Source organism: Mongoliitalea lutea, from assembly GCF_014652135.1.
In the GTDB taxonomy this organism is placed as follows: domain Bacteria; phylum Bacteroidota; class Bacteroidia; order Cytophagales; family Cyclobacteriaceae; genus Mongoliitalea; species Mongoliitalea lutea.
Map to the genome: position 1 here is coordinate 75,450 of NZ_BMYF01000016.1, position 21,054 is coordinate 96,503.

Genomic DNA, 21,054 nt, shown 5'->3' on the forward strand with positions numbered 1-21,054 from the left:
TTAATATAATTCGTCCAAAGACATGTTTAAATACTTATTAACTGCTTGTAAGGTACTCAATACCGATAATACTGCACCTATCACTACCAACCCCCCAAATAAGGCATAGAGCAAGGTGTAATCCTGCAATAAAGCAAAACCATCAATATTCGCTTTGGTGTACTCAATGATTCCATATAGGAAGGCAGATGCCAATACTCCGGAGGCGATGCCAAACAAAAATGCTCTGGAAATAAATGGCATACGGATAAATCCTCTTGTTGCTCCTACAAGCTGCATACTTCTGATGAGGAATCGCTGTGAAAATAGCGCCAATTTGATGGTATTATTGATTAACATGATCACAGTAAATATCAGAATCAATACAAAGCCACCCAATACCAAAGCTACTTTTGTAAGGTTTTGATTGATGGAATCAACGAGGTCAGCCATATAGGTGACTTCAAAAATACCTTCGATGAGTCTCAACTCTTCTACAATATCAGCTATAAGCTCTGATGTTTGGTATTCCTCTGCAATGGCCAATGTAAATGAATCCCTCAGTGGATTATCATCCAAAAACTTGGTAAAATCTTCCCCTGTGTTTTCTAAAAATTCTTTAGCGGCTTCCTCCTGTGAAATGTACTTAAATCCTGAACCATCTTCCTTTTGGATGATATAGGGCTTGTTTTTCAGCGTATTGCTGATGCGTGTGATGTCTTTTTCTTCTAGGTTTTTGTTTAAGAAAACCTGAATCTCAATGTTTTCTCGGATGATTTTGGTCAAGGTCTTAGCCTGTATGACAATCACTCCAAATAAGCCCAATATAAAAAGTGAGAGCGTCGTGCTAAAAAGCACAGAAGTGAATTTGAATCTACCTAGTTTCGTTTTCTTCCGTTGGTTGCTGCTCATGGTTTACAGATATAAATGTCAAAATTACTCAGCACAGGCGATTAAACAAATGCTATGACTTGAAATTAGCTTCCATCACCTGACTTCCTGTTACAACGTAAGTCTTATCATTTTTGGTGCATGAAAGCAGATGGAGTCCAGTAAATCGGCCAAAAGCAGGGAGTATCAGCTGATTTGGCCGCATAAAGTAACATGGTAAGGATATTTTTTGTCGTCCATTTCCATGGAGCCGGATACCCGGATGAATATGACCACAGAGGTTAAACTTTGTTAACGGAATATTTTCTAAAGGTTCGTGTGTCAGCAGTAAGTTGCCCAATTCCAATTGTTCCGGGATAATTTTCCAATTGGAGGCTTGATAGATGGCAGGAGGGAGGATGTCATGATTTCCCTTGATCAAGATAAATTGCACGCTTGGAAATTGTGCTAAAAAATCCTCTAGAGTAAACCAGGATTCATTCAGATCACTGTGGAACAAATCTCCTAAGAAGTACACTTTCGAGGGATTCCATTGATGAATAAGGGATTGTATTTTGATCAAATCCTCATCATGCAAGGTTTCGGGAATAGGGATTCCTGCCTTTCGGAAATGTGCGGCTTTACCAAAATGAGCGTCTGCGATCAAGAGACTTTTTTCCTGAGGTATGAAAATAGCTTTCTCGGGCAATAAATTAAATGCTATTCCCTCCCACGTAACTGTTTGCATGCTTTCGAACTTCTTATGGGGAACTTCCTGTTTTTCCTTTCAACAATTTGAATAGTTATCCGTTTGAAAGGAAGTAAAACTTCTTTTTTTACACCACAAACTTATGCATATGTTTAAGAAAATTGCTTTTACACTCTCATTCTTTTTGGTACAATTCACGATTTCCGCTCAGCAGGCGGATGCTATCTTAGGAGAATGGTACACCACTGAAAGGGATGCTAAAATTGAAATTTACAAGGAAGGGAACACCTATGCAGGTAAGATTGTATGGTTGGAGCAACCAACGGAGAATGGAAAGCCTATTTTAGATGCTAACAATGCAGATAAAAGTAAGCGCAATCAACCTATTTTGGGTATTAAGCTGATTGAAGGTTTTAAGTATAAAAATGGGGTATGGGAAGAAGGCAAGATCTATGATCCCCGCAACGGAAAATATTATTCCAGTACCATCAAAAAAAAGAATGCGGAGGTATTAGAAGTAAGAGGATTCGTAGGCTTTTCCATGATTGGAAGAACCGTGGAATGGTATAAAGTAAAATAAACTTTATCGACCACCTATGAATCGCTTTTGACACCTATCTCTTATTTTAAAAAATAAGTTGGAGTGCTTCAAGTGAAATTAAAGGTTTTTTAGAGAGCCTTAGTTTTCAGAGTCTTCTTGCAAGGCTTGATTGATTTCTTCTTCGGTCATGCGCAGCTTTTTTCTACAAAACTTCATCAACTCGGACGCTTCCTTAACCAAGGCTGTTAACTCATCCATGCCCTTTTCACCTTTTTCCAATGTTTCTACAATTTCTTGGACCCGCATCATTGCTTGGTCATAACTTAGTTCCTGTATGTTCATCGCTGTCAATTTTTTGAATGATACTTTCTATAATTTGTTTACCGGTAAAGGTTTGCATCTGATCTCCTGCCGAAGGTTTTGATTGGTGTAAAGGGATACCTTTGATTTCTGTACGGGTATATCCTCTTTTGAAGTGCTCTTGCGGATCTAGGCGGGCTATGTCTTTTGCCACCTGAGCAAGTGTTTTTTGCTCCTGATCGATGATCCGATTCCAGGATTTTTGAAGCGAATTTTTCAGCTCTGAAATTTTGTGCTTCTCCATTTTCAATCCATGCCCACTCCAAGATTTGATGGAATGCTGCAACTGGTCTAGCTGCTGATCACTTCGCTTGAGCTCTTGCCGGATGTGATTTCTTAGCCGTAGTTCTTGCTGATCCAATAGCTTCCCTTGATGTTGGATATGCAGAAAGACCGTACGCTCCATGCGTTTGTGTAGCATCAACAGATTTTCCTCAAACTCCAAGAACCCATCCAAGAGGAAGGCAGCTACTGCGGTTGGTGTTTTTAGTTTGGTGTGTGCAACCAAGTCAGCCACTGTCTCATCCCGCTCATGTCCAATGCCTGTCAATACCGGAATCGGGCATAGCGCTAGCACTTTGGCTAATTCGTAATCATCGAAACACTCTAAGTCTAAAGCCGCTCCCCCACCACGTACCAGTACAATGGCTTGAAATGCCTGAGTTTGGACTGCTTCTTGGACAGCATGACGAATGGAATGAGCGGCTTCTGCTCCTTGCATGACAGCAGGAAAGAGGGTTGTGTGTAATCGGTAGCCGTAACTATTGTTGATGAGCTGATTGATGAAATCTTCGTAACCCGCTGCATGGGGAGAACTGACGACTGCTATCCGCTGTGGAACACTAGGTAAGGCTAGTTGCTTATTTAGGTCCATCAACCCTTCTCTTAAGAGACGGTCTATGGTTGCCTGTCGTTGCTTAGCCCTTTCTCCCAAGGTAAAGGCAGGATCAATATCCTTAATGTTGAGGCTGATACCATAGACTTCATGAAAAGTCACCGTTACCCAAGCCAAGATTTTCATGGATGCCTGCAAACGCTGTCCGGTGGCTTGTTGAAACTTGGCAGCAACAGTTCGGTAGGTGTAGGACCAGATGGTTCCTCTGATTTTTGCTAAGGTTTGATTTCCTTCTTTTTCCAATAAATCCAGGTAGGCATGCCCATTTGGACCGGCCTTCAGTTCCCCGATTTCAGCGATCACCCAATAGCTGGGTTCCAACTGTGTATTGAGCGTATCCCGAATGATTTTATTGAGTGTTACCAGTGAAATAGCCTCTTGCATAGAACAAAAATATGGTCTTTTATTCGTAACTTGGAAGTCTTAGGGGAAGGATTTTGTTGCAGGAGCTTAGATTTCATTAAATTTTCAGTACCCAAACCCTAGTCTAGGGTTTTCCCGTAGGTAAATAAGGATATCCAATATCTTGCTAATTGGCATTGATAGAAAAAAGATGACTGCTTATAGATTTTATCAATCGAGTTTTAAATTGGATACAGGAAAATAATTAATATTTTAGCATACATAAACCCTTTATAAATAATACAACTTATGGAAAAACATCATGATTATGCCACTCATGCAGGCAATGGAGCAGCTGGCAAATGCCCTGTGATGCATGGATCAAACACCAAAGTAGGTACTGGCGGTACCATGAATAAGGATTGGTGGCCCAATCAGTTGAATTTGAATATTTTGCATCAACACACGCCTATTTCCAATCCACTTGGAGAGGATTTCAATTATGCAGAGGAGTTTAAGAAATTGGACTTGGCTGCATTGAAGAAGGATATGGAGGAAGTGTTGACGACCTCTCAGGATTGGTGGCCAGCGGATTTTGGACACTATGGACCATTTATGATCCGTATGGCATGGCATGCAGCGGGTACCTATCGTACCGGTGATGGCCGTGGAGGTGCCAACACGGGTAATCAGCGTTTCGCACCCTTGAATAGCTGGCCGGATAACGGAAACTTGGATAAGGCCAGAAGACTTTTGTGGCCGATCAAGCAGAAATATGGTAACAAGATTTCTTGGGCTGACCTATTCGTTTTGGCAGGTAACGTTGCTATCGAGTCAATGGGGCTACCTACCTTCGGATTCTCTGGCGGTAGAGCAGATATCTTCCAGCCAGAAGAGGATATCTACTGGGGTGCTGAAGATACCTGGTTGGGCAATAAGCGCTACACAGGCGAAAGAAACTTAGAAAATCCATTGGCAGCAGTGCAAATGGGTTTGATTTACGTAAACCCAGAAGGTCCGGATGGTAATCCTGACCCGTTAGCTTCCGCAAAAGATATTCGTGAGACATTTGCCCGTATGGCGATGAACGACTATGAAACAGTAGCTTTGACAGCGGGTGGACATACCTTTGGTAAAGCCCACGGTGCAGGTGATGCTGCCTTAGTGGGGCCTGAGCCAGAAGGAGCGCCAATGGAGCAAATGGGCTTCGGTTGGAAGAGTTCTCATAAGAGTGGAATGGGTAGAGATACCATAACCTCTGGAATTGAAGGTGCTTGGACACCAACTCCAACGACTTGGGATATGAGTTACTTTGATGTCTTGCTAGGTTATGAGTGGGAATTGTCCAAGAGTCCAGCAGGTGCACATCAGTGGGTTCCTAAAAACCTGAAGCCTGAGCATCATGCGCCAGATGCAGAAGATGCATCGTTGAAAGTAGGTATTATGATGACTACTGCGGATATGGCCATGCGTGAGGATCCTGCTTATCGCAAGATTTCTGAGCATTTCCACAAAAATCCAGAGGAGTTTGCCGATGCTTTTACAAGAGCATGGTTTAAATTGACACACCGTGACATGGGACCTAAAACCCGATATATTGGTCCTGAAGTGCCAGCTGAAGATTTGATCTGGCAAGATCCGATTCCTGCGGTTGATTTTGAAGTGATCAATGATGCAGACGTAGCGGCATTGAAAGGAAAAATCTTGGCAACAGGTTTGTCTGTTTCCGAACTAGTGTATACTGCTTGGTCTTCTGCTTCTACCTTTAGAGGTTCTGACTTGAGAGGTGGTGCGAATGGTGCTCGTATACGCCTTGCACCTCAGAAGTTCTGGCAGGTAAATATGCCGGAGCAATTGAGTAAAGTGTTGGGTGCTTTGGAGAAAGTCCAGCAAGAGTTCAATGCTTCGCAGTCCGGCAACAAAAAAGTATCCATGGCAGATTTGATTGTCTTGGGTGGTTGTGCAGCTGTAGAGAAAGCAGCGAAAGATTCTGGTTTTGATGTAACCGTGCCATTCACAGCTGGTAGAAATGATACTACACAGGAATTGACCGATGTAGAATCCTTTGCCGTTTTGAACCCGGAAGCAGATGGTTTCAGAAATTACAGAAAGGCTTCCTTTACAGTTCCTGATGAGGAGATGTTATTGGATAAAGCGCAGTTGCTGACCTTGAGTGCACCTGAGATGACGGTGTTAGTTGGCGGTATGCGTGCCTTAGGAGCGAATTATAATGGGTCTACCCACGGTGTATTTACCAGCAGACCAGGTCAATTGACCAATGATTTCTTCGTAAACTTGGTGGATATGGGCATTGCTTGGAATCAGTCCAGCAAAGAAGCCGATACCTTTGAAGGAAGAGACAGAAAAACCGGTCAGGTAAAATGGACAGGTACCCGAGTAGATTTAGTATTCGGTTCCAACTCTCAATTGAGAGCCATCGCCGAAGTCTATGCACAAGACGATTCCAAAGAGAAATTCGTCAAAGATTTCATCAAAGCATGGGATAAAGTGATGAATTTGGATCGATTTGATGTGAAGTGATTCAATGAGAATAATTGATAATGAAAAAAGACGGCTGAGAGGCCGTCTTTTTTATTTTGTTAAGATCTCAAGGGGATTAGATGTTTATTTTCCGAAATACGTATTGGGTAGGTGCGACCCCGACTGGGGTCGAATGAGACTAGTTGGGTTGATGTTAGCTATAAGCATGTGACCTCTTTGAGGTCGGGTATATGTTTCATTTATTTTATGAGCTAATTTTTCTTTTTTCTCTCGATCCCAACGGGATCACATGTTTATAGCAAAAAATGCGTCTAGGGTAGTGTACGACCCCGACTGGGGTCGAATGAGCCTAGGTGAGTTGATGTTAGCTATAAACATGTGACCTCTTTGAGGTCGGGTACATATTTCATTCATTTTATGACGCTAATTTTTCGATTTTCTCTTGATCCCAACGGGATCACATGTTTATAGCACGGAATGCGTCTAGGGTAGTGTACGACCCCGACTGGGGTCGAATGAGGTTAGGTGGGTTGATGTTAGCTATAAACATATGACCTCTTTGAGGTCGGGTACATATTTCATTTATTCTATTACGTTAATTTTTCGATTTTCTCTCGATCCCAACGGGATCACATGTTTATAGCACGGAATGCGTTTAGGGTATGTGCGACCCCGACTAGGGTCGAATGAGGCTAGGTGAGTTGATGTTAGCTATAAACATGTGACCTCTTTGAGGTCGGGTACATGTTTTATTTATACTGTTACGTTAATTTTTCGGTTTGTTCTCGATCCCAACGGGATCATATGTTTATAGCATAGAATGCGTCTAGGGTAGTGTACGACTCCGACTGGGCCTGCCTGCCTGCAAAAGGCAGGGTCGAATGAGGCTAGGTGAGTTGATGTTAGCTATAAACATGTGACCTCTTTGAGGTCGGGTACATGTTTTATTTATACTGTTACGTTAATTTTTCGGTTTGTTCTCGATCCCAACGGGATCATATGTTTATAGCATAGAATGCGTCTAGGGTAGTGTACGACTCCGACTGGGCCTGCCTGCCTGCAAAAGGCAGGGTCGAATGAGGCTAGGTGAGTTGATGTTAGCTATAAACATGTGACCTCTTTGAGGTCGGGTACATGTTTTATTTATACTGTTACGTTAATTTTTCGGTTTCCTCTCGATCCCAACGGGATCACATGTTTATAGCAAAAAATGCGTCTAGGGTAGTGTACGACCCCGACTGGGGTTGAATGAGGCTAGGTGGGTTGATGTTAGCTATAAGCATTTGACCTCTTTGAGGTCGGATACATATTTTATTTATTCTATTACGTTAATTTTTCGATTTTCTCTCGATCCCAACGGGATCACATGTTTATAGTTTAAAATTCGTCTGGGGTTAGGTACGACCCCGACTGGGGTTGAATGAGGCTAGGTGGGTTGATGTTAGCTATAAACATGTGACCTCTTTGAGGTCGGATACATATTTTATTTATTCTATTACGTTAATTTTTCGATTTTCTCTCGATCCCAACGGGATCACATGTTTATAGTTTAAAATTCGTCTGGGGTTAGGTACGACCCCGACTGGGGTTGAATGAGGCTAGGTGGGTTGATGTTAGCTATAAGCATTTGACCTCTTTGAGGTCGGATACATATTTTATTTATTCTATTACGTTAATTTTTCGATTTTCTCTCGATCCCAACGGGATCACATGTTTATAGCACGGAATGCGTCTAGGGTATGTGCGACCCCGACTGGGGTCGAATATGGCTAGTTGCAAGGATGTTAGCTATAAACATGTGACCTCTTTGAGGTCGGGTTTATAAATCATCAATCCATTCAAACAAATATTTTTCATCGTATTGAATTTGAAATTTTTTTAAAAATCCCATGTACTCTTGTTTAAAGGTTTTTTTCTTATGATGCTCTTTCTGATTTTGAATATAGGCAATTACATTATCCAATGCTGATTGAGAATAAGAAAAGGCACCATAACCATCTTGCCAATCAAATTTGAATTTTGTAAATCTCTTTTCTTTCACAAAAGCGTTGGAAGATTTTTTAACTTCTCTGATGAGGTCTGAAAGGCAACAAGATGGTTTCATTCCGATTAGGATATGAATGTGGTCCGCAACTCCATTTATTGCGATTAATTTTTGATTTTTACTGCTAATGATACCCGTTATGTATTTATAAAGCTCTTCTTCCCATGTTTGGGAAATCAAACTATTCCTGCCCTTGACGGCCATCACCACTTGAATATAAATCTGAGAATAGGTGCTGCTCATATTCAATAAGTTTAACTGAAAATTATAAAAAGACTTCTCAAATTGAATTGTATAAAAATAACAAGCCCTTGGCAGTCATGCCAAGGGCCAATGTAATATTAAGTATTTAATTTCCTGATTTGATTAAATCAACTCCCCCTTTATCCTCTCCTTCAAGGATTCCGAAGCTCTCAATAGTGGCAATCTAACCTGATCTCCGCATAGTCCTAAGATTGACATCAAAGCTTTGATACCAACTGGATTGGCTTCTTCGTACATCAATGGATTGATGTCGAGCATTTGGAAGGCCGCCTCATTGGCTTCTTCCAAGCTTCCATGTGCAATCGTTTTGAATAGGGCAGGGTAGGCGTTCGCCAACACAGATATTACTCCTGCTCCGCCCATCAAACGCATAGCAGGTGTTAAGATATCGTCACCGGAAATCAATAAGAAATCCTTGGGCATCTTGGAGGCAATGCGCATGCACTGGGACATGTCACTGCTCGCCTCTTTCATTCCAATGATATTTGGGTGAGCTGATAGTTTCACTGTGGTATGCCAACTCAAATTAGACATGGTTCTGCCTGGAACGTTGTATAAAATTACTGGAACAGGACTAGCGTCAGCTATTGCTGTATAATGAGCAATAATTCCTGCCTGCGTAGGTTTGTTGTAGTAAGGGCTAACAGAAAGAATGGCGGCAATACCTTCAAAATCAATGCTTTTTAAGTCTTCCAATACCGCTTGGGTATTGTTTCCTCCGCATCCGTAAACTAAGGGGACTCTACCTGCATTACTCGCTTTAACGGCCTTGAGTACTTCCTTTTTTTCTTCTTTGGTAAGGGTAGCACTTTCTCCGGTTGTTCCTAACACGACCAAATAGTCTACGCCTCCATCAATTACATGATTGACCACTCGGTCCAATCCCGTGAAATCTATGCTATAATCCTCGTTGAAAGGGGTGATAAGGGCTACTCCTGTGCCTCTTAGTGTTAACATGCTTGTTTTATTTTTAATAAATACTGAATGACTAAATTTAAATTTTCTGACAAACGCTTATTTGGATCAAAGGCCAACATCAAATCTAAATACGGTTTATTCGTTTCGGAAAAGAAGCCCACTTTGAAAGATGCTTGTTTTCTCAACAGCAAATAACGCATATATGGATTGAGCTTGGAAGCAGAAACCAAGATAAAATCCAAGGGTTCATCCAAAAACTCATTGAAATAAGCCGATGGCAGTCCAGACCAAGTGAAATGTGTATGATTGATTCCTTCATTTACTTCAACCTTTTCAGTCGTGTAGAAGTAGGCAATGATCCGTACTTTCAGCCCCCACTGTGTTCGTATGCTAGCTTTAGCTTCTTCGTATTCTTCCAATGAACTTGCCAAGACCCCGATCGTTTGAATGTTACTGGGGATTTTGACTTCCTGCGATTTCTTGGACACTTTTTTCAAGAGTTTCCGCAGTTGCGAGTTAACCAATTGGTCTTTGATCCACTTCATCGGCTTAGTTTTTACCAACCATTTGTAAAAACTCCTCCTCTGAAATCAACTTGACACCAAGTTTCTCGGCTTTTTCCTTTTTGCTCGGGCCCATATCTTCGCCTTCAATGATGAAGTCCAAAGCCTTGGAAACAGACTTGACATAGGTTCCCCCATTAGCTTCTACAAAGTCTATAATTTCATCCCGCTTGAAATGGTTCAATTTACCGGAGGCCAAGATCTTCATTCCTTCCAATGCATTACTGGCCAAAATGCGTTCTTCCTCTTGTAACTCAAAATTCAATCCATGGGTCCGCAGACGCTCGATATTGGTCAAGTTTTCCTGATCCTCAAAAAACTCCCGGATACTCTGCACCAAGGTTTCTCCCACACCATTCACAGCCAACAACTGCTCTGCTGTAGCACTTTTTAGCGAATCTATGGTTTTGAATTCCTTGGCCAAAATTTGTGCGGTGTTTTCTCCGATATTGCGAATCCCTAGTGCAAACAACACTTTGGGAAAGGCTTGCTGCTTGGATTTTTCTATCCCTTCCATCATATTAGAGATCACTCCCTCTTGGAAAGTATTGGCTTTGAGTTTCTTGATTCGGTCTTCGACTTCGGAAGGCAAGTCGAGATTGAGTTCAAGTAAAATCGCATGAACGGTTGAACAATGAGCACTTACCCGTAGCAACTCTTCCAAACTCACGCGCGATCCCAACAATACTTTTAAAACAGCACTTACTGGAACATATTCTTCCAAAGTGGGAAGGCCTGCGTAGTGAATTTGATCTTTCAGTAAAAGCAAATTCCCAGTATTTTGAGCTACCTTTTTATTGCTTTTGCGGATAAATAACTCGAAGGATTTAATGGTTTCATCCAAGCTCTTTTCCTGTTCTTCGGCTAGGAATTTTTGGATAGCACTGAGGGATATTCCTTCTGTTAACGCAAAAAAGGCTTTTAACAAAGAAATGTACAGATATCTTTCCTCTGTTTTTTGATATTGATCTTGGGACATTTCCAAACCGAGTAATCGGTCTTTTTGTGTCTTCAATTCATATAAATCAGCATAGTTTTTAATATATCCTTGATCAATGAGCGTTTTGATGCGCTCTGTGCCCAAGGAATCAATATCCATGGCCCGCTTATGCAAGAAGTGTTCGATTCTTCCCAAAATCTGTGGAGGACATCCGGCATGATTGGGGCAATAATGCTTGGCTTCTCCTTCTTTTCGGGTCAGTTCGGTGTGACATTCGGGGCAATGCTGAATATAGGCAATAGGCCTCGCAGCTGCTTTCCGCTTTTCGGGAATAACCGCGGTGATTTTGGGGATGATTTCTCCACCTTTTTCAATGGATACCCAATCTCCTTCATGCAATCCCAAGCGCTCAATTTCATTGGCATTGTGCAAGGAAGCACGCTTGACCGTTGTCCCAGCTAAATACACAGGTGCCAAATTTGCTACGGGCGTGATCGCCCCAGTTCTTCCAACCTGATAGGTGATGGAAAGCAATTGACTGATGGCTGACTCCGCTTGGTATTTATAAGCAATCGCCCAACGAGGGATTTTTGCCGTAAAGCCTAATTCCTCTCGCTGATCGTAATTGTTGACTTTTAACACCACACCATCGGTGTCCAAGGGTAATTCGAAACGCTTATCCTGCCATTCGTTGATGTAGGACAAAACATCCTGAACGCTTGCGCACTTGGCATAGGTGGGGGAGACATTGAAACCCCATTGCTCCAAAAGATGAATGGCCTTATCATGTTCTTCTACGCCGATTTCTTCCCCTAACAATTGATAAAAATAGCAATTGAGTCTTCGCTTGGCTACGATACTGCTGTCCTGCATTTTGACAGTTCCGGAAGCTGCATTTCTAGGATTCGCCAAAAGCGCTTCTCCGTTTGCTTCTCGTTCTGCATTGATTTTATCGAATTCCTTTCGGGGAAGGAAAATTTCGCCCCGGACTTCAAATTTATCCGGTACATTTTCTCCGATCACATGCAAAGGGATATTTCGGATGGTTTTGATGTTCTCCGTCACAACATCCCCTTTGGTACCGTCTCCACGGGTTACTGCACGGATAAGCCGCCCATTTTCATACACCAAACTGATCGCAACTCCATCAAACTTCAATTCACAGAAATATTCATAATTTCTATGCCCCAAACCTTTAGCTACCCGCTCATCAAAAGCTATCAGTTCCTCTGGAGAATAGGTATTACCCAAGGAAAGCATGCGATACTCATGTTCTGCTGTTTCAAATTCCTTGGTAATTGTACCACCTACTCGTTGGGAAGGGCTGTCAGCATCCAAGAATTCAGGGAACTGTTTTTCCAAATCAATCAATTCCTGCAACAACTGATCAAATTCGAAATCAGAGATTTCCGTTCGGTCCTCGTTGTAATAGAGCTGATTATGATAGTTGATCTGCTTGCTGAGTTCGGTAATTCGATGCTGCGCCTCTTGTGGGGTCATAAATTGGGTGTGTTTGTACCAACAGTAAACTCCAAAATTAGCGTGTTGGATTACAAAGGCAAAAGATTTCTTATGGATGATCAAATAATTTGATACCACAGAAATCAAGCTCATTTGCTATATTTGCCCACTTCCCAGATACCATGAGTAAAAAGACGGACATAGAATCCAAAATATTAGATGTTGCCTACAAGCTTTTTTTGAAGCAGGGGTATAAAAATACGACCATGGATGACATTGCTCAGGAACTTTCCATGAGCAAAAAAACTCTTTACAAGTATTTCCCTGGAAAGCTGGAATTGTTGGCGGCCTCTTTTGAAATTCTCAAAAACAGACTCTCTTTAAAGGTAGAAACCTTATTGGAAAATAAGTATATTCCCTTCACAGCAAAGTTAAAGTCTTTATTAACCATCGTTGCTGCGGATTTAGCTCCTATCAATCCCGAGTTATTGGCAGATTTACGGGAGCATGCTACAGAAATCTGGGCAGAATTGCAGACATACATCAGGGAGTCTGCTTTTCTTCGTTTTCAAAAATTGATTGAAGAAGGTGTCAGGCAAGGCTACATTTTACCTAATGTTAATATTAGTTTGGTAGTTTGCTTGTATGCAGCAGCCATTCAAAGTTTGATAGATACCCATTTTCTGGAACAATTTCCTGCGGAAATGCAAAAATCCATGAAAATGAGCACCGCAGATAAATACGATCAAGCAATACATATTATTTTCCAAGGAATACTTACCGATGAGGCTCGAAAGGAGTTTCAGGCTACTGAGTAGGATTTTGCGATTGAATAACCATCCATTGAATCATGAAAACATTTAAACGATATACCATTACCTCTGCTTTACCTTACGCCAATGGACCCTTACATATTGGGCACTTGGCTGGGTGTTACATACCGTCCGATATTTATGCCCGCTACCTGCGTTCCCGTGAGCGAGATGTGGCCTATATCTGTGGTTCGGATGAGCATGGGGTAGCTATAACGATCAAAGCAAAAAAAGAAGGGATCAGTCCTCAGGATGTAGTGGATCGCTATCATGAAATGATGAAAAAAAGTTTCCAGGAGTTTGGGATCAGTTTTGATCATTACAGCCGAACCTCTGCACCGATTCATCATGAAACTGCTTCTGAGTTTTTCAAGGATTTGTATGAAAAAGGGGAGTTTTTGGAGCAAATCACGCAACAGTATTATGATGAGGAGGCTGGTCAGTTTTTAGCAGACCGCTACATCGAAGGTACTTGTCCTAAGTGTGGATACGAACATGCCTATGGAGATCAGTGTGAGAAATGTGGGTCTTCTTTGAGCCCAACTGATTTGTTGAATCCTAAATCCAAATTATCCGGTAGCAGCCCAGTGTTGAAGGATACCAAGCATTGGTTTTTGGATTTGGCCCGTTATACTGATTTCTTGAAAAACTGGATTTTAGAAGAACATCAGGGAGATTGGAAAAACAATGTTTTGGGTCAGTGTCGCTCTTGGTTGGAAGCTGGGGATGGTCTGCAAGCGCGTTCCATGACCCGAGATATGGAGTGGGGGATTCCTGTTCCAGTAGAGGGTGCAGAAGGAAAAGTACTATATGTGTGGTTTGATGCACCCATTGGTTATATCTCATCCACCAAAGAGTGGGCGGCGGAGCAAGGAAAAGATTGGGAGCCTTACTGGAAAGATCAGGATACCAAATTGGTGCACTTTATTGGGAAAGATAATATTGTGTTCCACTGCATCATTTTCCCTGCTATTTTGAAAACACACGGAGGCTATGTATTGCCAGATAATGTACCTGCGAATGAGTTTTTGAATTTGGAGGGGGATAAGATCTCTACTTCTAGAAACTGGGCTGTATGGTTGCATGAGTACTTGGAGGAGTTTCCGGGAAAACAAGATGTGCTGCGCTATGTGTTGACCGCTAATGCACCGGAAACCAAGGATAATGATTTCACATGGAAGGATTTTCAGGGGAGAAATAACTCTGAGTTAGTGGCCATATTTGGGAATTTTGTCAACCGAGCGGTGGTATTGACGCATAAGTTCTTTGATGGAAAAGTTCCGGCTTTGGGCAAATTCGAAGCAGTGGACAGAGATGTCTTGGAAGAAATGGCTGATTTCCCTGAGCGGATTGCAGATTCTATTGAGCGTTATAGATTCCGTGAGGCTTTGTCTTTGGTGATGGATTTTGCTAGAATGGGTAACAAATACTTGGCAGAAACAGAGCCTTGGAAATCCATTAAAACTGATCCGGAAAGAACAGCCACGGTCTTAAATATTGCCTTGAATATTGCTGCGAACTTGGCTGTGGTGGCGGAACCTTTCTTGCCATTTACGGCGAAAAAGATATATGACATGTTTGAGTTGAATGGACTTACTTGGAAAGATGCAGGAAAGTCTGATTTGTTGTTGGAAGGAAATGTGTTGAATCAAGCTGCCTTATTGTTTGAAAAAATCGAAGATCAAACAGTTGAGCAGCAAGTGAATAAATTGTTGGAAACAAAGAAGAAGAATGCCATGGAAACAGCACCTGCTGCACCGATGAAGGAGTTGATTACTTACGATGACTTTGTGAAATTAGATATGCGCGTAGTAAAAGTGTTGACTGCTGAGCCTATGCCAAAATCCAAAAAATTATTAAAATTGACGGTAGATACAGGACTTGGACAGCGCACAGTACTGAGTGGTGTTGCAGAGCATTTCAAACCAGAAGATTTGGTAGGCAAGCAGGTGGTGATGTTGATCAACTTGGCGCCTCGAAAGATGATGGGAATAGAGTCTGAGGGGATGATTTTGATGGCAGAGGACAAGGATGGTAGCTTAAAGCTGTTGCAGCCGCATGAAGCAGTTGCATCTGGCTCCACGATTTCATAAATTACTGAAAGGATGAAGATTGAGGGAGGATGGGTAAAAGCTGTTCTCCCTCTTTTTTTGTGGGTCCACGAATGGCACTAATTACACGAATGATTTTGGTTGGATGTTAATGTGGTAGCCATTCCTAATTAGCTTGAAAAACTTTGTGATCTCTGCGTAAAGCTTTGCTTCCTTGGCGGTTGATAAAGTCCACAGATTTCATAGATTGGCACAGAATGATGGAGTGCATGGGCAATACTGATGCCAAGGTTGATTTAATTAAATGGATAGTTTTTAAATTTACTCGCAGGGCTCGGGGATTTGCACGAATCCACAACTAAAACCTAAAATGAACAGGTCCACTAATTACAGGAAGGTTTTCATGGGAGTTTGGTTTTAAATAGCTAGCTATTGCTTGTATTTGATTGTCTTTGTCTATAAATTTCAGCTCGCTAGCTCGCGATTTCACGACACAATCCCGATAAGTGTGTAAACTTTAAATTATGATTTTATGGTCAGGTTTCAAGAAGCCTGACCCTATCACCAAATATAAGCAGGAAACTGTTAAGAATAGTACCCCAGTCTCGAATGGGCATAGTCCATTTTTTCGATGCTTCTCTTGCAGCGAGAAAAACAGACTTCATAACAGCATCATCTGTAGGAAAAGAGAGCTTGTTTTTGGTGTATTTTCTGATCTTGCCATTGAGATTTTCAATCAGGTTAGTAGTATAGATGATTTTACGGATTTCAACCGGGTAATCGAAGAAAACGGTTAGTTCATCCCAGTTGTCCCTCCAGCTTTTGATGGCATAGGAGTATTTGGAGTCCCATTTTTTGGCAAAATCGTTGAGTGCGGCCCATGCAGCCTCCTTGGTAGGGGCAGTATAAATTTCCTTCATATCCCTTGTAAAGGCCTTACGATCTTTCCATACGACATATCTACATGCATTTCTGATCTGGTGGACGACACATATCTGGGTGACTGACTGAGGGAAGGAGGCCTTTATAGTATCAGTAAACCCGTTCAGGTTATCAGTTGCTGTTATGAGTATATCTTCAACCCCTCTGGCTTTCAGGTCAGTGAGTACCCCCATCCAGAAAGCGGAAGATTCATTCTTGCCAAGCCAAAGGCCGAGTATCTCTTTGAGGCCGTTAGTTCTGAGGCCAACAGCAATATAAACGGTCTTATTAACTACTTTAGAGTTCTCCCTGACTTTGAAGGATATACCATCCATCCAAACGATCAGGTATACAGGGTCAAGCGGCCTGTTTCTCCATGCAACAATATCCTCCGCTACGGCACTGGTAACCCTTGAGATGGTGGAAGTGGATACATTGATGTCATAAAGCTCTCGGATCTGCTCTTCGATGTCCTGGTTTGACATTCCCTTGGCATACATGGATATGATCACGTTTTCAACGCCCTCTGCCATGCTTTTTCGTTTAGGCACAAGAGCAGGCTCAAAGCTACCCTCCCTGTCTCTTGGAACTTTGATTTCAGCTTCTCCAAATGTATTTTTTATTGTTTTGGTGGAATAGCCGTTTCTTGAATTGGGATTGTCGGAATTCTGATGCTTTCCATACCCAAGATGAGCATCTAACTCGCCTTCAAGCATTTTCTCGACAGCTCTTTTCTGAAGCTGTTGAAGGAAGGAATTCAACTCCCCCGCAGTCTTAAACTGCTTGAGGAAATCATCATTTAGGAGATCTTCTTTTTTCATTTTTGTAATCTGTGTGTTAAAGATAAGAAATTGTCCACACACAGATCGGGTATTCGCCTACCGCGGGTTCCTCAAATTCTCTGTGCGATTTCTTCTAAATCACACAGAGAATTTCGAGGTATAACTTTAACTTCGTAAGTAGTGAAATCAACTTACACAGTTTTTGTCATAGTCCCCGATTTCACTAATTTTCTGCCATTGTTTTTTCTGCGCTTTCTGTGTATTCTGCGAGATTTCTACATCTAAAAATCCAAAATCCGTTTCCAATCCGCGCCTGCTCGCATCCGTATCATCCGCGTTCCCACCACGGAGTGGCTTTAGAAAATAACCAATTATCAAAAAGTATTACATTCCAATCAGGGTTTTAGGTAGCTTTCCGATATGTTCTTATCTTAAGCATTCCAATTGATAAATAAATACCCATGATACACCCACAGTACTTTCAAAAGATTCTTTTCCTTGTTGCTGTTTTTTGTTGCTCATTTGCTTCCTTCCCTAGTCTCGCCCAATTGTCGGATTTGCAGCGATGGGAGCGCAGGGCTTCGCAGGTGGAAATTTTTAGGGATGGTTTGGGGGTGCCTCATATTTATGGGAAAACAGATGGAGATGCAGTTTTTGGGATGATCTATGCGCAGTGTGAGGATGATTTCAACCGGGTGGAGATGAATTACATCACAGCCATGGGCCGCATGGCCGAAGTGGAAGGAGTGAAGGAATTGTATGCAGACCTTCGCATGAAGCTCTACATCGATGAAGCAGTAGTCAAAAAAGAGTATCAACAAGCACCGAAATGGTTAAAGCAATTAATGAGCGCTTGGGCGGATGGGATTAATTATTTTCTACATACCCACCCAGAAGTTAAGCCTAAACTGATTACCAAATTTGAACCATGGATGGCATTGACTTTCTCCGAGGGAAGTATTGGAGGAGATATTGAAACCATTTCCGTGAATCAGTTAAAGGCTTTTTATGATAAAGAATTTCAGGCTTCATTAGTTTATCAGGAACGCAACTTTGACGAAGAGCCCAAAGGTTCCAATGGTTTTGCTATCGCACCTCAATTATCCGCTACTGGCAATGCCTTATTGATGATCAATCCTCATACATCTTTCTATTTTAGGCCGGAAGTTCATATGGTGAGTGAAGAAGGTTTGAATGCCTATGGAGCAGTGACTTGGGGACAGTTTTTTATCTATCAGGGCTTCAACGAGTACAATGGATGGATGCACACTTCTGCCAAAGCAGATGCTATCGACCACTTTGCCCTGACAGTGGAGCAAAGAAACGGTAAGTATCATTACAAATTTGGAGAAGAGTGGAGACCATTTACTGAAAAAACCATTCAGTTGACCTACAAAGAGGATGGACAATTGTTGAAGAGAAGCATCACGGCTTACTACAGTCATCATGGTCCGGTTATCAGGGAAGAAGATGAAAAGTGGGTGGCTATTGCATTAATGGTTGAGCGAGAAAAGGCTCTGACACAATCGTATCTGCGTACCAAAACCACCAATCACCAAGAGTTTCGGGCAATCATGGACTTGAAAACCAATAGTTCCAATAGTACCATGTATGCGGATAGAGATGGAAACATCGTGTATTACCATGGCAATTTTGTACCTAAAAGAGATCCATCATTCGATTGGAGAGGGGTAGTAGATGGAAGTAATCCAGCTACTGATTGGAGAGGTTTACATGATGTAGAAGAATTGATTTATCTTGAAAATCCTGTGACTGGTTGGATTCAGCATTGCAACTCTGATCCATTCAATGCTTTGGGCAAAATGAGCCCGAAACGGGAAGATTTTCCTCCCTATGTAGCCTGGGATGTGGAAAATGCGAGGGGAATCAATGCTGTAAGAATTTTAGAACAGCCCCGAAAGTGGACCTTAGAGTCTATGATTTACGAATTAGCTTACGATCCACATATTTTGGCTTTTGAGCCATTAGTGCCTGTTCTAAAAAAAGCTTTTGATCAATTGCCGGCAACTGATCCAAGAAAATCACAACTTCAATCAGCAGTTGACACCTTGGTAGCTTGGGATCTAAAAACGCATGTAAACTCGGTAGCCACATCAGTAGCAGTATTTTGGGGCAATCAATTGATGGGTATGGGAAGAGGTTTGGACAGACCTTGGGATGCTTATGTATTTGATTATTTGGCGGAGCATTTAACTCAGAAGCAATTGATCGATGCATTGGATAAAGCTGTAGCCAAATTAGGTGAAGATTTTGGTCAATGGAATACGCCTTGGGGAGAGATCAACCGATTTCAACGGGTGACGAATGCCATTCAGGGGAAGTTTTATGACGAGTTGCCAAGTTTACCTGTAGGATTTAATTCATCCATGTGGGGTTCTTTAGCCGCTTATGGGAGTCGGGCTTATCCAAATACCAAACGCTTTTATGGGAATGTGGGCAATAGCTTTGTAGCAGCTGTGGAGTTTGGTGAGAAAGTAAAAGCCAAATCCATCTTGGCAGGGGGACAGTCAGGGAATCCTTTTTCTCCTCATTTTGTAGATCAGGCGGAGATGTACACCCAGGCCCAATTTAAAGATGTCTTATATTATCGGGAAGATGTGGAGCAACATGCCCGTAAAAAATACAAGCCTGGACAACGGTAGTCCAGGCTCTCATGTATTTATCGTACCGGTTCAACAGTGTAACCTGCATTTCGGAGGAGTTGGATGACTCCTTTTTCGGAGGGGAAATGGCCTGCGCCTACAGCAATAAATGTTGTCTCTGCTTTGATAAATTCTTCGATTTTTGGGATCCAATTTCTGTTTCGCTCATTGAGCAAGATTTCTCCATATTCTCCTGTTAGGCCATCTGCTTGGATCATCTCTTGGAGTTTGTTTAAGTCCTCTGCTAAATACGCTTCAATCATGCCCTGAAATTCCTTTTCAGTCGCATCGGTCAAAATCATTTTGGATAAATCAGCTACCTGCCTTTCCATAGGGATTCGATCAAAAATACTGATTTGATAGGCGGCTGTTTCCAAGCCTTCCATGGGTATTTTCCATTCCTGTGATTTGTTGGTGAAAAATAGTTCATAACTATCCGGCGTTTCACAGGGCAGTTGCTTCATCAATACCATGGTGGATAGAATGAACGGTTTCATAATTCCCATTTGCGCCAAGCCCATACCATAATTGCTGGATAAAAATTCGTCCAAAGCCTCTTTGGCTTCGGGTTCGAAATCATTTTGAATATTGTAAAAATCCTTGTTGATGGAATTTTGTTGCATTTCCTGGGCAAGCATGGGGTCGGACATATTCAATTCCAAGACGATTTTTTTGCTTGATTGTAAAGCCGAAAGTATACGCTCGTCCATTTTAAAGTCCTCCGGACAAATGACATGGATGGTGCCAAAAAGATAGGATGGTTGCTCCAGTCCATTCTCGGAAATTTTCCACAATAGGGAGTTTTCCAATGACTGTTGAGCAAAAGCAGGGGATAGTTGGATCAAAATAAAGATCCAGAGTAAAACAGATTTTCTCATAATTTCTTGGCTCTCGCGGATAAAACGGATATGACAGATTTAACGTAGATATAAATCTAAGAAAAAAATTGGAGATGGAACGTGGATGCTTTGTATCGGGGATTTTTGCCAGAAAGGTTTGGTCCACGAATGGCACGATTGACACGAAGGATTTTACTTGAACTAAAGGCTGGAAAACTCTGTGTTCTCTGCGTAGATCTTTGCTTCCTTGGCGGTTAAAATGGTCCACAGATTATTCAGATTGGCACAGAAGGAGGTATTTATAGGGAGATGGTGAGGATAAGGTTAAATTAATTAAATGGATAGTTTATTAATTTACTCGCATGGCTCGTGGATTTCCACAAATCTAAAATCTGAAATCTTAACTCTAAAATAAAAAGGTCCACGAATGGCACGAATGACACGAAGGATTTGGCTTGGATTAGGGGCTGGAAAAACTCTGTGTTCTCTGCGTAGACCTTTGCTTCCTTGGCGGTTAAAAAGGTCCACAGATAACTCAGATTGGCACAGATATAGGCTTAAAGAGTAATAGTATTAGTTGAAATTAATGGGTTAGATT

At 41.8% G+C, this 21,054-nt stretch carries 15 protein-coding genes; 5 read left to right on the forward strand and 10 right to left on the reverse strand.

Annotated elements, in window-relative coordinates:
- The gene (locus tag IE080_RS13135) at positions 1 to 891 is read right to left on the reverse strand and encodes a cell division protein FtsX (RefSeq protein ID WP_189583327.1); all 891 of its coding nucleotides are present in this window, start codon (positions 889 to 891) and stop codon (positions 1 to 3) included.
- A 52-nt stretch (positions 892 to 943) separates the two neighbouring features.
- Positions 944 to 1,597 carry a ligase-associated DNA damage response endonuclease PdeM gene (pdeM, locus tag IE080_RS13140; RefSeq protein WP_189583330.1) on the reverse strand — a complete coding sequence of 218 codons (654 nt, stop codon included), beginning with the start codon at positions 1,595 to 1,597 and terminating at the stop codon, positions 944 to 946.
- 109 nt (positions 1,598 to 1,706) lie between these two features.
- Here pdeM and IE080_RS13145 point away from each other — a divergent pair, with 109 nt between their 5' ends.
- Complete coding sequence (locus IE080_RS13145) at positions 1,707 to 2,138, forward strand: DUF2147 domain-containing protein (protein ID WP_189583333.1); 432 nt, start codon at positions 1,707 to 1,709, stop codon at positions 2,136 to 2,138.
- Positions 2,139 to 2,237: 99 nt separating this feature from the next.
- On the opposite strand, the gene xseB is transcribed toward IE080_RS13145, so the two are convergent.
- Together xseB and xseA are read right to left on the reverse strand one after the other, a co-directional pair.
- A complete protein-coding gene (xseB, locus tag IE080_RS13150; protein ID WP_189583336.1) occupies positions 2,238 to 2,441 on the reverse strand; it encodes an exodeoxyribonuclease VII small subunit in 204 nt (67 codons plus the stop codon).
- Positions 2,416 to 3,738, reverse strand: a complete 1,323-nt coding sequence (xseA, locus tag IE080_RS13155; protein ID WP_189583339.1) for an exodeoxyribonuclease VII large subunit — start codon at positions 3,736 to 3,738, stop codon at positions 2,416 to 2,418. The genes xseB and xseA overlap by 26 nt, the downstream gene beginning before the upstream one ends.
- 267 nt (positions 3,739 to 4,005) lie before the next feature.
- Here xseA and katG point away from each other — a divergent pair, with 267 nt between their 5' ends.
- A complete protein-coding gene (katG, locus tag IE080_RS13160; protein ID WP_189583341.1) occupies positions 4,006 to 6,237 on the forward strand; it encodes a catalase/peroxidase HPI in 2,232 nt (743 codons plus the stop codon).
- Positions 6,238 to 8,017: 1,780 nt separating this feature from the next.
- Here katG and tnpA read toward each other — a convergent pair.
- From tnpA to ligA, 4 genes are all read right to left on the reverse strand, one after another.
- A complete protein-coding gene (gene tnpA / locus IE080_RS13165) occupies positions 8,018 to 8,485 on the reverse strand; it encodes an IS200/IS605 family transposase (protein WP_189583344.1) in 468 nt (155 codons plus the stop codon).
- A 123-nt stretch (positions 8,486 to 8,608) separates the two neighbouring features.
- A complete protein-coding gene (dapA, locus tag IE080_RS13170) occupies positions 8,609 to 9,463 on the reverse strand; it encodes a 4-hydroxy-tetrahydrodipicolinate synthase (protein ID WP_189583347.1) in 855 nt (284 codons plus the stop codon).
- Positions 9,457 to 9,969: a DUF6913 domain-containing protein gene (locus IE080_RS13175; RefSeq protein WP_189583350.1), complete on the reverse strand. Its 513-nt coding sequence runs from the start codon at positions 9,967 to 9,969 to the stop codon at positions 9,457 to 9,459. Before IE080_RS13175 ends, dapA begins: the two co-directional genes overlap by 7 nt.
- A gap of 4 nt (positions 9,970 to 9,973) precedes the next feature.
- Positions 9,974 to 12,427 carry an NAD-dependent DNA ligase LigA gene (gene ligA, locus IE080_RS13180; RefSeq protein ID WP_189583411.1) on the reverse strand — a complete coding sequence of 818 codons (2,454 nt, stop codon included), beginning with the start codon at positions 12,425 to 12,427 and terminating at the stop codon, positions 9,974 to 9,976.
- A gap of 143 nt (positions 12,428 to 12,570) precedes the next feature.
- Between ligA and IE080_RS13185 the strand changes: the two genes are divergently transcribed.
- Positions 12,571 to 13,206, forward strand: coding sequence for a TetR/AcrR family transcriptional regulator (locus tag IE080_RS13185; RefSeq protein WP_189583353.1), 636 nt, complete (start codon positions 12,571 to 12,573; stop codon positions 13,204 to 13,206).
- Between the two features lie 32 nt (positions 13,207 to 13,238).
- Positions 13,239 to 15,293: a methionine--tRNA ligase gene (gene metG, locus IE080_RS13190; RefSeq protein ID WP_189583356.1), complete on the forward strand. Its 2,055-nt coding sequence runs from the start codon at positions 13,239 to 13,241 to the stop codon at positions 15,291 to 15,293.
- A gap of 494 nt (positions 15,294 to 15,787) precedes the next feature.
- On the opposite strand, the gene IE080_RS13195 is transcribed toward metG, so the two are convergent.
- Entirely contained in the window at positions 15,788 to 16,993 is a 1,206-nt protein-coding gene (locus tag IE080_RS13195; RefSeq protein ID WP_189583359.1) for an IS256 family transposase, read from the reverse strand.
- 422 nt (positions 16,994 to 17,415) lie between these two features.
- On the opposite strand from IE080_RS13195, the gene IE080_RS13200 reads away from it, so the two are divergent.
- Positions 17,416 to 19,617 carry a penicillin acylase family protein gene (locus IE080_RS13200; protein ID WP_189583362.1) on the forward strand — a complete coding sequence of 734 codons (2,202 nt, stop codon included), beginning with the start codon at positions 17,416 to 17,418 and terminating at the stop codon, positions 19,615 to 19,617.
- Positions 19,618 to 19,634: 17 nt separating this feature from the next.
- Here the strand turns inward: IE080_RS13200 and IE080_RS13205 are convergent, their stop codons facing one another.
- Positions 19,635 to 20,495, reverse strand: a complete 861-nt coding sequence (locus IE080_RS13205) for a TraB/GumN family protein (RefSeq protein ID WP_189583365.1) — start codon at positions 20,493 to 20,495, stop codon at positions 19,635 to 19,637.
- Positions 20,496 to 21,054 lie beyond the last annotated feature (559 nt).